This is a genomic window from Kineosporia sp. A_224, from assembly GCF_002198655.1.
Classification (GTDB): domain Bacteria; phylum Actinomycetota; class Actinomycetes; order Actinomycetales; family Kineosporiaceae; genus R-H-3.
Window position 1 is genome coordinate 33,062 of sequence record NZ_MWLN01000226.1, and the last position, 11,959, is coordinate 45,020.

The following is an 11,959-nucleotide window of genomic DNA, read 5'->3' on the forward strand; positions in this document are numbered from 1 at the left end:
CCACGTGGCCCAGCTCGACTTCACCGACGAGGCCGCCGCCCACACCTGGGTGCTGCCGAGCCTGGCAGCGGCCGTCGCCATCCTGTGCGCCGGTGGCTGGTGGGTGGTGACGCACCGGCTGCCGCCCGCGGACCACCCCCCGTCGCTCGTGGCCCCTCGGCTGCCGGAGGAGCTCGACACCGCTGCGGAGCGCAGCGCCTTCCGGGCCCTGAACTGGCGGATGCTCGACGCCAACCTCGCGCAGAAGGTGGCGCTCGTCGGGCTGGTCTGCATCGACTTCGCGCAGATCCTGCCGGGCTCGACGATGACCCCGCTCGACACCGTGGTGTCGGTCGGTGTGCTGCTCGTCGTGAACTCCGCGGTGGGTCTGGCGCTCGCGCGGCGCAGCCGCAGCATCGAACGGACGGCGCTGGCGTTCCTCGCCGTCTGCGGCCTCAACGCCCTCACCGTCGCCGCTGCCAGCCTGCTGAGCAGGCACTTCCACCTGGACCACGCGCTGTTCTTCGTCCTGCTCATCTCGCTGATCGTCGTGCTCTACGACCGGTACCGGCCCGTGCGGGACCTCCGGATGGCCCGGGCGGGAGCCGTGACGGCGTGAACCGCCCGCCGAGCGGCGCACGGACGCTGCGCTGCACGGGCGCCGGGCAGCGCCGCGTCGTCGAGCAGGAGGACGTATGAGCCGACCCAGGACCGTGCTCGACGTCGAGGGCAGGGCAGCCGCGGGAAAGGCCGCGCGCCAGGCGGTCCCGCTGTCGGCCCACGCGGGCTGGGCGCCGCCGGCGGGCCGGTGCGACCCGGTCGACATCCTCCAGGAGCAGGCCCGGGACCGGGTCCCGGAGCTGGTGCCGATCCGCTACGGCCGGATGCTGCTGTCCCCGTTCACGTTCTACCGGGGTGCCGCCGCCGTGATGGCCGCCGACCTGGCGCCGTCCCCGGTGTCCGGCCTCGTGGCCCAGCTCTGCGGCGACGCGCACCTGTCGAACTTCGGCGCCTTCGCCTCACCGGAACGTCGGCTCGTGTTCGACCTCAACGACTTCGACGAGACGCACCCGGGCCCGTGGGAGTGGGACGTCAAGCGGCTCGCGGCGAGCCTCGAGATCGCGGGCCGGGACCGCGGGTTCGCGCCGGCGGACCGCCGCGACATCGTCCTCGCGGCGCTCGGGGAGTACCGCACCCGGATGCGGCAGGCGGCAGGCATGGGCAACCTCGACGTCTGGTACGCCCACGTCGCGCTCGAGGACCTGCTCGAACGGCTCCGCGCGGACGCCGACGGCGTGCTCAGCCGCAAGACCCTGAAGAAGACCGGACGCGACCTGGCGAAGATCCGGACCCGGGACAACCTCCAGGCCTTCACCAAGCTCACCGAGGAGGTCGACGGGCACCGCAGGATCCGCTCCGACCCGCCCCTCGTCGTCCCCCTCGAGGACCTGCTGCCGCCGGGGGCGGCGCGCTCAGGCGTCGAGCACGTGCTGGTGGACCTGCTGCGGAGCTACCGACGCAGCCTGCAGACCGACCGCCGGCACCTGCTCGAGCAGTTCCGGCTCGTCCATGTCGCACGCAAGGTCGTCGGCGTCGGCAGCGTCGGGACCCGCGCGTGGATCCTGCTCCTGCTCGGCCGGGACGACCAGGACCCGTTGCTGCTGCAGGCGAAGCAGGCCACGACGTCGGTGCTGGAGACGTTCGCCGGCGCCAGCCGGTACCGCAACCACGGGCAGCGCGTCGTCGCGGGCCAGCGGCTCCTGCAGGCGACCAGCGACATCTTCCTCGGCTGGGACCGCATCCGCACCGCGGACGGCGGCCACCAGGACTACTACGTCCGGCAGCTGCGCGACTGGAAGGGCTCGGCCGACACCGACCGGATGCTCGTGCCCGGCCTGACGCTCTACGCCCGGCTGTGCGGAGGCACCCTCGCCCGGGCGCACGCCCGCTCCGGGGACAGGGTCGGCATCGCCGCCTACCTCGGCAAGAAGGCCGGCTTCGACGTGGCCGTGGCCGGTTTCGCGACCGCCTACGCGGACCAGAACGAGCGGGACCACCAGGCGCTCGTCGAGGCGGTGGCGCGGGGCCGGGTCCCGGCCGAGACCGGTGTCTGACGGGCACAGACCGCGTTGCGCGGGGCGCCCGCGCCGTGTCCGCTGGCGACGACCGCGCCGCCCCGGGCAGGATGGTCGACCCACTCACGGACGAGGAGGGCACCGAGGACAGCCTCCCGGTGGCCCCGGCGAGGAGGAACCATGGCGTCGTTCACCCGGTCCGACGACCTGCAGGGGGCGCGGTTCGTCGACGCGGACCTGCGGGGCGCGCGCTTCGTCCGGGGCGACCTGTCGGGCGTCGTCATGCGCGGGGTCGACGTGAGCGGCGCGGACATCGACGCGCCGTGGCTGCTCGACGGCGAGGGCTCGCTGCTCGTCAACGGCGTCGACGTGGCCCCCCTCGTCGACGCCGAGCTGGACCGTCGGTATCCCGGTCGTGCGCAGCGTCGCGCCGCGGACCCGGACGGCCTGCGCGCCGCCTGGGCCGCGCTCGAGCGCACCTGGGCGGCGACCGTGGAGCGCGCCGCGGCGATGCCGGCAGGCGCCGTCGACGTCCAGGTGGACGGCGAGTGGTCGTTCGCGCAGACGCTGCGGCACCTCGTCATGGCCACGGACGTGTGGCTGCGGCGGGCGGTCCTGGAGGTCGAGCAGCCCTACCACCCGCTCGGCCAGCCGAACGTCGAGTTCGAGGCCGACGGCAACGACATGTCGGTGTTCTCCACCGAGACGCCGTCGTTCGCCGAGGTGCTCGAGGCACGGGCCGGCCGCGTCGCCATGGTCCGGGACTTCCTCGCCGCGGTCACGCCGGACGACCTCGCCGTGACCCGCAGGAACCCGTGGGCGCCCGAGTACCCGGAGACGACCCTTTCCTGCCTGCACACGATCCTCGAGGAGGAGTGGGAGCACCACCGTTACGCCGTCCGCGACCTCGACGCGCTCGGGGCGGCACCCGCGTAGCCCCGGGATGTCGTCCGGGCCGGGGGCGCCGATGATGGGGCGGTGCCGACCCTCCCCGCGATCCCCTCGGAGCGGCCGGGCGTGGTGGCCTGGGTGCGCACCCACCTCGGGCACCTGACGTGCGACGAGCCGGCCGCCTCCCCGCTGCGCGGCGGGCAGTCGGCCGCGGACGCGGCGTTGGCCGCGCTCGACGTCTCCGGCTACGCCGCGCGGCGGAGCACGGTGCTGCCCGAGAGCGCCCGCGGCGCGACCGGCCTGTCGCCGTACATCCGGCACGGGTTGCTCCCGCTGCCGGTGGTGTGGGAGGCCGTGGCGGACGCGCCGCACCGCGACCGGGCGAAGTTCCGCGACGAGCTGCTGTGGCAGGAGTACGCGCGGCACGTCTACGCCCGGCTCGGTCGGGCGCTGCGCCGTCCCCTGCGCTACGCGCCACCGCTGCCCGAGGTGCCGTGGGACGGCGAGCCGTGGCGGCCCGATCTGCCGTGCCTCGCGACCACGACCGCCGAGCTGCGGGAGAAGGGCTGGCTCGTCAACCAGGCCCGCATGTGGCTGGCCTCCCAGCACGGGGTGCGCGCCGGCCGGGACTGGCTCGAGGGCGCCGACGAGATGTACCGGCACCTGCTCGACGGCTCCCCGGCCGCGAACCTGCTCGGCTGGCAGTGGACCGTCGGCACCGCGACCGGCCGCCCGTACGGCTTCAGCCGGTGGCAGGTCGAGCGGCGTGCCCCGCAGCTGTGCCGGGCCTGCCCGCTGTCGGCGGCCTGCCCCGTGGAGGACAGGCCCGCGGCCGGGGCCGGGGCGGCCCTGCCCGCCGACCCGCGGCTGTCGGGCGGCGCCACGGACGCCGGCCCGGACGAGCCGGTGGTCCTCGGGGCCCCGGAGGCGGTCTGGCTCACCGCGGAGTCGCTCGGGGACGCCGACCCGGCCCTCGCCGCGCACCCGGACCTGCCCGCGGTCTTCGTCCTCGACGAGCCGCTCCTGGCGCGGCTCCGGCTGTCGGGCAAGCGCCTGGTGTTCCTCGCCGAGACGCTGGCGGAGCTCGGCGTCGAGGTGCGGCTCGGCGACCCCGCCGTCGAGCTCGCCGGCCGGCCGCTCGCGGCCACGTGGACGCCGGTGCCGGGCTGGAAGCACCGGGCCGCCGCGCTCGACCTCGTCGCCCTGCACCCGTGGCCGTGGCTGCGCCGCCCCGGGTCCGGGTCCCTGCAGTCGTTCAGCACGTGGGCCCGGCGGTGAGCCCGTTCCGGCTGGGTGGGTGCCTCACCGGGTGACGACTCAGTGGTGCCGTGCGCGGTGCGCCGCCAGCACGTCGAGCCCGAAATCGGTGTCGGGGTCGCGCCACACCGAGTGGGCGTGGTTGGCGCCGCGCTGGGTGTTGTCCCACTCGACGAGCAGACCCGGTGCCTGCAGCCGGTAGTAGTGCGGCTCACCGGGTTCGAGCGAACCGGCCCAGGCGACGTGGACGGCGTCCAGCGCCGCGGCGTCCTCGTGCCAGGTGGGCGCGACGGCGTCGGGGACCCGCCCGAAGGACGTCCCCAGCAGGGCCCGAACGAGCTCCTTCTGCTCGGCGTCGAGGTCGGCGACGGCGACGCCCTTCGGCGCGCTGGTGTACTCGACGGCCCGCAGGTCGGCCTCCTCGAACCCGGCGGCGGCGTCGATCGCGTCGCTGAGGACCTGCAGCTTGGCCGCCTCGGCGGGGTCGGGGAACCGCTCGTCGCGCCAGACCCCGGAGAGCGGGACCTGACGGTCGCCGTCGGCGACCCGCGTCCGGTTCGCCGTGACGAGGTCGGGGGGCGCCTTGGGCAGCAGGACCGCCCGGGCGCGCAGGTCGGCAGGCATGGACCGCACGAGGTCACGACCGAGGTCCTCGACGCGGCCCAGCGGGCGGTGCAGCGCGCCGCCGAGCAGCGGGGACACGGCGGGGTCGGCGCCGACGAAGCAGGGCGTCGTGGCGACGAGGGCGCCGTCCACGACGAGGTAGTTCAGCGAGACGTGGTGCCCGCCGAAGCGCCAGCCCCACGGCTGCGCTCCCCCGGGCTCGCCGAAGACGCGCAGGTAGTACAGGTGCGGGTCGCGGGCCCGCTCCCGGTCGAACCGGGTGACGAACCCCTCCACGTGGTCGAGGACGTTCTCCAGCCCCATCGTCAGGGCGACCGTCACGTAGCCCGCGGTGGACAGCCCGGTCGCGACGAGCCGCATGGCCGCGCGCTGCTGGGCGGGGCGCTGCCCGTGGAAGGTGAGCCCGCCGTGGTCGGTGGGGGTGTAGAACCAGCGCCGGCGCTCGGCGTCCGTCGCGTCGTCCGCCGGGACGGCCCCGGTCGCGAGCCCGCGCTGCCCGGCGTCCAGGGCGTCCAGCCAGGCCGCGGCGGCGTCGGCCATCCTCACGGCCACGTCGCGGCGGGCGGGCAGGTCCACGGCTCGGTCGACGGCGCTCATCGTCGGCTCCCCTCGTCTGTCGTCGGTGCACGATCCGGATCCGGCGCCGGCGCGGCGTCCTCGGGCGGCGGGGCCGACGTCCCTCGGATGACGGCCATGACCTGACGGTAGGCCCCCCGTTCGACCCTGGCGTCGACGAGCAGCGGCCCGCGGGGCACCTGCGCCAGCAGCGCCCGGATCCCGGCGGCGTCGGTGGCGACGCCCGACGGCAGGCCCATCGCCGCAGCCACCGCCGCGAAGTCCGTGCGGCGGTAGGCGACCGGCCGGGTGTCCACGACCTCCGGGGACCGCTTGAGCTCGATGAGGCTCAGCGTCGCGTCGTTGAACACGACGACGGCGACGTCGAGATCGAGCCGCGCGACGGTCTCGAGCTCCGCGAGGACCATCCCGAGCCCGCCGTCCCCGACGAGGCAGACGACCCGCCCGGCCGGCCGGGCGAGAGCGGCGCCGATCGCCGCGGGCAGCGCGAAACCCATGGTGGCCAGGCCGTTCGAGATGAGCACGTGCGCCGGCCGGTCGGTCTGCCACAGCTCCATCGCGACGAGCATGTGCGCGCCCGCGTCGACCGTGACCGGCACGTCGCCGACCTCGTCCCGCACGGCGCGGACGACGTCCTGCGGGCGCAGGCCCGGGCCCGGCGCGTCGAGCGCCCGACGGCCCGCCGCGAGCGCGCGCGCCCCGGCCCCGGCCGGCCACGTCGAGACCAGGTCCGCCAGCAGGGGGAGCAGCGTCGTCCCGTACTCGCCGACGTGCAGCAGCGTGCGGCCGCCGAAGTAGGCGGTGCCGACCGGGTGGCGGTGGAGCAGGACGACGTCGGCCGGGTACGGCCACGGGCCGGGCACCGGCTCGACCGGGTCCAGCCCCACCCCGACGACGAGGTCCGCCTGCTCGAGCAGCGGGGCCTCGATCCGGGCCCCCGTGAACAGCCCCGCGTAGCCCTGCCACGACTCGGGGACGGCACCTTTGGCCTGGTACGTCGTGAGCACCGGGCAACCGACGGCGTCGAGGGCGGCGTGCAGCGGGGCACCGAGGTCGGCGGCGTCCAGCCCGACGAGGACGACGGGTCGCCGGGCCCGGGCGAAGGCGGCCCGGACGGCGTCCGGGCCGTTTTCGAGGGGGCCGTCGGTGCTGCCGTCGGTGCTGCCGTCGGTGCGGACCGGCTCGACGACGAGGTCCCCGGGGACGGACGGGTCGAGCGCCAGATGGACCGCGCCGGCCGGGGGGCGCTGCGCGAGCGCCGCCGCGGCCGTGACGTCCTTGTACGGCGCGCGGGAGCCGAGCAGACCGCTCCACCGGGTCAGCGGTGCCGACATCGCCACCTGGTCGAGCCGCTGGTGGGCGGTCCGGTCCGCCTGGTCCTGCGGGACCGTGTCGCTCAGCAGGAGCAGCGGGTAGCGGTCCAGGCTCGCCTGGGCGAGGCCGTTCACCGCGCTCGTCACCCCCGGCCCGCGGGTGACGACGGCGGCGCCGACCGTGCCGGTGAGCCGGCCGTGGACGGCGGCCATGACGCACGCGGCGGACTCGGTGTGCGCGAGGACGAAGTCGAGCCCCAGTGCGGCGGCGGCGTCGATGAGCTCGAGGTTCGCGCCGCCGCCCGGCACGCCGAACAACCGGCGCACGCCGGCGTCGCGCAGCGCGTGCGCCACGTCCGCGGAGAAGCTGCCGTCCGTCATCCGTCGGTCCCTTCCGCGGCGCCCCGGCCCGCGCCACCGGTCGCCCCGGTCGCGCGGGCGCCGAGGACCTCGTCGGTGTGCTGGCCCAGCAGCGGTGCCGGCCGGAAGGGCGGCGTCGGCGTCGCCGTGAACTTGATGGGCGCCCCTGCCACGGTCACGGTCGACCCGCCGGGGTGGGGCAGGTCGACGAGCATCTGCCGGGCGCGGGCGTGCGGGTCGTCCAGGATGTCGGCCGCGGACGCGACGGGGCCGCACGGGATCCGCCCCCCGAGCACCTGGACGACGCCCTCCGTGGTCAGGGCCCGGCTCCAGGCCTCGATGTGCCGGTACACCTCGCCGGCACGGGACAACCGGTCCTCGTTCGTGGCGTAGCGCGCGTCGGTGCCCAGCCCCGGGCTGCCGATCAGCTCGGTGAGCAGCCGCCAGTGGTGGTCCGAGGGAGCGGCGACCGTGACGAAGCCGTCGCCGGTCGCGACGACCCCGTACGGGCACAGCAGCGGGTGGGTGTTGCCCTGCGGGCGCGGCGGGACACCGGTGATGGACTGCTGGTAGACCACGCGCTCGCAGAGCGACAGGACCGCGTCGTACATGGCGACGTCGACGAGCTGGCCCTCGCCGGTGCGTTCGGCGTGCCGCACGGCGGCGAGCAGCCCGACGGCTGCCAGCACGCCCGGGAAGATGTCGCCGACGCCCGGCCCGACCTTGGTCGGGTGGTCCGCGTCGCTGCCGGTGATGCCCATGAGGCCGCCCATCGCCTGCGCGACGATGTCGAAGGCGGGCCAGGTGGCGTACGGACCGGCCCCGGTGCGCGGGTCCCCGAACCCCCTGACGCACACGTAGACGAGGCGCGGGTGCCGCGCGTGCAGCGTCTCGTAGTCGAGCCCCAGCCGCTCCATGACGCCGACCCGGTAGTTCTCCACGACGGCGTCGGCGCCGTCGAGGAGCCGGTGCAGGCCGGCGCGGCCCTCCTCGGTCTTGAGGTCGAGGACGACGCCGCGCTTGTTCCGGTTGACGCTCGCGAAGTAGCCGCCGTAGCCGCCCTCGACCGGCGCGCCGCCCGCCGCGGCCGGGTGCGGCCCCCAGGCCCGGGACACGTCGCCCTGGGGCGGTTCCACCTTGACGACGTCGGCCCCGAGGTCGGCCAGCACCATCGTGCAGAACGGCCCGGACAGGACCTGGGTCAGATCCACGACGCGCAGACCGTTCAGCGGACCCGTCACACCCGTGGCCCCAAACTGTCGACAGTTGACGGCATCCGCGATGCTAGCCCGGGGAGAAGTCGTTCGGAAGTCTCGACTTTGGATCAGCCTCCTCATTAGCCTTCCTCGGAACTGTCGGCAGTGTGGCCGGCACCGGGACGGAGGACCCAACGGCGATGTCGTTCACCGTGGCGAAGTTCAAGGACGTGTCCGAAGGCACCCAGGCGGGGCAGTTCACGGTCGGGGACCGCGAGCACGCGCGCAGCCTGTCCGACCTGGACCCCATCTACCGGCAGCTCATCGACGAGCCGGTCACGGCGACGATCGCGGTCATGGGCAGCACCGGGCGCCCCAACCTGACCCCGGTGTGGTTCGACTACGAGGACGACACGATCCTGCTGAACCTCGCCACCCACCGCAAGAAGGTGGACTGGCTCCGGGCGAACCCGCAGGCGACGTTCCTCCTCATGAACCCGCAGAACGCCTACCACTGGCTGAGCATCAAGGGCACCGTCACCCGCGAGGTCTCCGAGGACGACCCTGTCGAGGGTCCCCGGGTCGCCGCGCAGCTGAACCGGATCTTCAACAAGTACACCGGTGGTGACGTCTACGCCCTGCGGGACCCGTCCTTCGAGGAGCGCCGCGTCCTCTTCGAGATGAGCGTCGACTCGGTCGCCACGTTCGGCCGGCCCTGAGGTCGCGGGCGCTGTCGGCCGGCCCGTGGAACGCGCACCGCAGGTCGTCGTCGTCGGTGGCTCCATCGGGGGCCTGACCGCGGCCTGCGTCCTGCGCGACGCAGGCTGCGAGGTCGACGTCTACGAGCGGTCCGGCAGCGCCCTGACCGCGCGCGGCGCCGGCATCGCCGCCCTCGAGCAGACACTGAGGTACCCGGTCGGGCGGGCCGGGGTCCCGCTCGAGGAGTTCTGCTCGACGACGGGGTGGATCCGCTTCCTGCGCCCCGACGGCGAGGTCGCGCACGAGCAGGAGCACCACTACGTCTTCTCCTCGTGGAACGCCGTCTACGGCACGCTCCTGGCGGCCTTCCCGGCGCAGCGGTACCACCTCGGTCACGAGATGGTCGGCTTCGAGGACGACGGCGAGCGCGTCCGGGTGACGTTCGCCGACGGGCAGGTGCGCACGGCCGACCTGCTCGTCTGCGCCGACGGCATCTCCTCGGCGTCACGGCGCCGGCTGCTGCCCCGGGCCGCGCCGCGCTACGCGGGGTACGTCGCCTGGCGCGGGGTCCTCCCCGAGGCCGAGCTCGACACCGCGACCTTCGACCGGCTGCACGACGCCCTGACGTACCAGCAGCTGCCGGGCGGGCACATCCTCGTCTACCCGATCCCCGCCACGGACGGTTCCGTCGGCGTGGGCCACCGGCTCATGAACATGGTCTGGTACCGCAACGTCCCCGAGCACCGGCTGGCCGACGTCCTCACCGACCGCGCCGGCGAGCGGCGGCCGGTCTCGGTCCCGCCCGGGCTGGTCCGCGACGAGCTCGTCGGCGAGATGCGCGAGCAGGCGCGCGAGCTGCTCGCGCCCGCCGTCGCCCGCTTCGTCACGGCGGTGCGGGAACCGTTCATCCAGGCCGTGTTCGACCTGGACGTGCCACGGATGGCGTTCGGCCGGGTCTGCCTCCTCGGCGACGCCGCCTTCGCCGCGCGCCCGCACGCGGCGGCCGGGACGGCCAAGGCCGCCGAGGACGGCTGGGTCCTCGCCGAGGAGCTGGTGGCCCACGACGGCGACGTGCCCGCCGCGCTAGGTTCCTGGGAGCAGCGGCAGCTGCGGCTCGGCAGCGACCTCCTGGCACGCACCCGGGCCATCGGGGACACGTCGCAGTTCGGCGGCGGTCTGACCCCCGGTGACCCGCGCCTGATCTTCGGGCTCTACGAGCCGGGCCGGTGACGGGGGGAGAGGACATGGTCGGCGCGACGCGCCCCCGGGGCAGACCGGCGGTCGCCCTGCACCCCGGGATGCGCGGGTCGACGCAGGTCGTGCACGACGACCTCCGCGCCCGGATCCTCACCGGTGAGCTGCCCGCGGGCAGCGAGCTGGCCCAGTCCAGGGTCGCCGCCGACTACGGCGTCAGCCGCGGCCCGGTGCGGGAGGCCTTCCGCATGCTGGAGCGCGAGGGCCTGCTCGCCGCCCAGGTGAACCAGCGCTGCCACGTCATGCCGATCTCGCTGACGGACGTCGAGCACGTCTACGCGCTGCGGGTGGCCAACGAGTCGCTCGCGCTCACCGTCAGCGTGCCGCGGATGACGCCGGAGGAGCTCGCGACGATGGAGGACCTGCTGCCGGCCCTGTCGGACCCGCGCAGCCAGGACTTCGACACCTGGGAGAGCCGGCACCAGCGGTTCCACGCCCTGCTGGTGCACCACGTCGAGCCACCCATGCGACAGGTCCTCGCGCAGTGGGCCGACCACACGTCCCGGTACCGGCGGGTGTACCTCGCCGACGAGACCGGCGGCTGGTCCCAGGGTGCCCGCGAGCACGCCCAGCTGCTCGAGCACTGCCGGAACGCCGACGTCCCCGCCGCCGGACGCCTGCTGGCGCAGCACCTGTCGCGGGCCGCCGTGACGCTGCTCGCCTCGATGGACCCGGGGTACGAGCCGGCGCTGCTGCGGGCCGCCGTCCGGCAGGTCGTGGCCGCCGCCGACGCCGCCGCGCAGCAGGGCGAGGACCGCCCGACGCGCCGCCGGCTGCCTGCGGCCGGAGCCTGACAGCCACCGCACCGGGACGGAATTCGAACACACGTACGAACCTGCGGTACCGTGGGAACGGTGGGTCGAGCCGTTCCAGCGTCTGCATGGAGGTCCTCGTGCCCGCCGTCCCCCGTTTCCGCCGCACCGAGCCCACCGGGCCGGTGACCCGGGCCCCCGAGCCCATCCCGGTCCTCGCGACCATCCGCTGGCACGCCGGTCACGCCACCGAGGAGCAGGGCCTCGCGGTCGCCTGGACCCGGGACGCCGTCGAGGTCACGTGGACCGACCCCTGGGGCGCCGAGCGGACCGACTGGGTCGAGGCGAGCGACGTCCGCCGCCCCGACGAGCCCGCCAGGGCCGTCGAGAACCCGGACCGGCCGCCCCGCTCCAGCGGGCGCCGTCCGCGGTGGTGACACCCGGGCAGTTGTCGATCTTCTGGCGTGACGCCCGTCACACTTCTCCGGCATGTCGGCAACCCCGCGTCCGGTTCGAATAACGCGGCCGGAGCACGCCCGGATCGTCTCCGTGACAACGTCGGCACACAGTGTCGCTAAGTCCGGTTCGTCCCCCCGTGTCGTCGATCATGGACCTCGGTGATCCCGCCTAGGATGTCCGAGTTAGCCGTTCCCGAGCGGGAGAGAGTTCGTGTCCCGAGGCCGTCACCGCGTGGAGCCCGTCAAGCGCTCGCTCCCGCGTCTCCCGCGTCTCCCGCGCCAGCTGCCCCGCCCGCTCGTCGCTGCCGGTGTCGGCACAGCGCTGCTCGGCGTGACCCTGGGCGTCACCCTCTGGCCCGACCAGGGCGCGGGGCCGACCGTCCAGACCGTCGTCGCCGGCGAGCAGGACGCCCTCCTGGCCGCCGACGCCCTCCGGGCCGCGGCCGCGCTGCGGACCGAGGAGCGGACCAGTCGGGACCGGCCTTCGTCGCCGGCACCGACGGCTCCCGCCACCACCCCCACGGC

10 protein-coding genes and 2 pseudogenes are annotated in these 11,959 nt (G+C 75.0%); 9 read left to right on the plus strand and 3 right to left on the minus strand.

Features of this window, described 5'->3' with window-relative positions; translation table 11 throughout:
• The 4 genes and pseudogenes from EDJALFJO_RS30275 to EDJALFJO_RS30290 all read left to right on the plus strand — a co-directional run.
• Positions 1-598: pseudogene (locus EDJALFJO_RS30275) on the plus strand (hypothetical protein); the annotation flags it as partial.
• A 76-nt stretch (positions 599-674) separates the two neighbouring features.
• On the plus strand, positions 675-2,093 hold the full coding sequence (locus tag EDJALFJO_RS30280; RefSeq protein ID WP_088290146.1) for a DUF2252 domain-containing protein: 1,419 nt from the start codon (positions 675-677) through the stop codon (positions 2,091-2,093).
• A gap of 141 nt (positions 2,094-2,234) precedes the next feature.
• Positions 2,235-2,990, plus strand: coding sequence for a DinB family protein (locus tag EDJALFJO_RS30285; RefSeq protein WP_088290148.1), 756 nt, complete (start codon positions 2,235-2,237; stop codon positions 2,988-2,990).
• A 42-nt stretch (positions 2,991-3,032) separates the two neighbouring features.
• The gene (locus EDJALFJO_RS30290) at positions 3,033-4,223 is read left to right on the plus strand and encodes an FAD-binding domain-containing protein (RefSeq protein WP_233150120.1); all 1,191 of its coding nucleotides are present in this window, start codon (positions 3,033-3,035) and stop codon (positions 4,221-4,223) included.
• 39 nt (positions 4,224-4,262) lie between these two features.
• On the opposite strand, the gene EDJALFJO_RS30295 is transcribed toward EDJALFJO_RS30290, so the two are convergent.
• Genes EDJALFJO_RS30295 through EDJALFJO_RS30305 form a run of 3 tightly spaced genes read right to left on the minus strand, consistent with a single transcriptional unit; the run spans position 4,263 to position 8,316 of the window.
• Positions 4,263-5,423 carry a DUF3500 domain-containing protein gene (locus EDJALFJO_RS30295; protein WP_198950784.1) on the minus strand — a complete coding sequence of 387 codons (1,161 nt, stop codon included), beginning with the start codon at positions 5,421-5,423 and terminating at the stop codon, positions 4,263-4,265.
• Positions 5,420-7,096, minus strand: coding sequence for a thiamine pyrophosphate-binding protein (locus EDJALFJO_RS30300; RefSeq protein WP_088290150.1), 1,677 nt, complete (start codon positions 7,094-7,096; stop codon positions 5,420-5,422). Before EDJALFJO_RS30300 ends, EDJALFJO_RS30295 begins: the two co-directional genes overlap by 4 nt.
• Positions 7,093-8,316 (minus strand): CoA transferase, encoded by a 1,224-nt coding sequence (locus EDJALFJO_RS30305; RefSeq protein ID WP_233150121.1) that lies wholly within the window; start codon positions 8,314-8,316, stop codon positions 7,093-7,095. The genes EDJALFJO_RS30300 and EDJALFJO_RS30305 overlap by 4 nt, the downstream gene beginning before the upstream one ends.
• Positions 8,317-8,471: 155 nt before the next feature.
• Here EDJALFJO_RS30305 and EDJALFJO_RS30310 point away from each other — a divergent pair, with 155 nt between their 5' ends.
• From EDJALFJO_RS30310 to EDJALFJO_RS30330, 5 genes and pseudogenes are all read left to right on the plus strand, one after another.
• Positions 8,472-8,990, plus strand: coding sequence for a pyridoxamine 5'-phosphate oxidase family protein (locus EDJALFJO_RS30310; RefSeq protein WP_088290154.1), 519 nt, complete (start codon positions 8,472-8,474; stop codon positions 8,988-8,990).
• Between the two features lie 25 nt (positions 8,991-9,015).
• Positions 9,016-10,200, plus strand: a complete 1,185-nt coding sequence (locus EDJALFJO_RS30315) for an FAD-dependent monooxygenase (RefSeq protein WP_088290156.1) — start codon at positions 9,016-9,018, stop codon at positions 10,198-10,200.
• Between the two features lie 14 nt (positions 10,201-10,214).
• A complete protein-coding gene (locus EDJALFJO_RS30320; RefSeq protein ID WP_088290158.1) occupies positions 10,215-11,018 on the plus strand; it encodes a GntR family transcriptional regulator in 804 nt (267 codons plus the stop codon).
• A gap of 98 nt (positions 11,019-11,116) precedes the next feature.
• The gene (locus EDJALFJO_RS30325) at positions 11,117-11,413 is read left to right on the plus strand and encodes a hypothetical protein (RefSeq protein WP_143448876.1); all 297 of its coding nucleotides are present in this window, start codon (positions 11,117-11,119) and stop codon (positions 11,411-11,413) included.
• Between the two features lie 253 nt (positions 11,414-11,666).
• Positions 11,667-11,959 (plus strand): annotated as a pseudogene (locus EDJALFJO_RS30330) (hypothetical protein); the annotation flags it as partial.

Bases quoted from the DNA above. Each gene is read 5' to 3' on its own strand.
- EDJALFJO_RS30295 (WP_198950784.1), bottom strand. From the start codon at position 5,423: ATGAGCGCCGTCGACCGAGCCGTGGACCTGCCCGCCCGCCGCGACGTG.
- EDJALFJO_RS30280 (WP_088290146.1), top strand. From the start codon at position 675: ATGAGCCGACCCAGGACCGTGCTCGACGTCGAGGGCAGGGCAGCCGCG.
- EDJALFJO_RS30285 (WP_088290148.1), top strand. From the start codon at position 2,235: ATGGCGTCGTTCACCCGGTCCGACGACCTGCAGGGGGCGCGGTTCGTC.
- EDJALFJO_RS30300 (WP_088290150.1), bottom strand. From the start codon at position 7,096: ATGACGGACGGCAGCTTCTCCGCGGACGTGGCGCACGCGCTGCGCGAC.
- EDJALFJO_RS30320 (WP_088290158.1), top strand. From the start codon at position 10,215: ATGGTCGGCGCGACGCGCCCCCGGGGCAGACCGGCGGTCGCCCTGCAC.
- EDJALFJO_RS30310 (WP_088290154.1), top strand. From the start codon at position 8,472: ATGTCGTTCACCGTGGCGAAGTTCAAGGACGTGTCCGAAGGCACCCAG.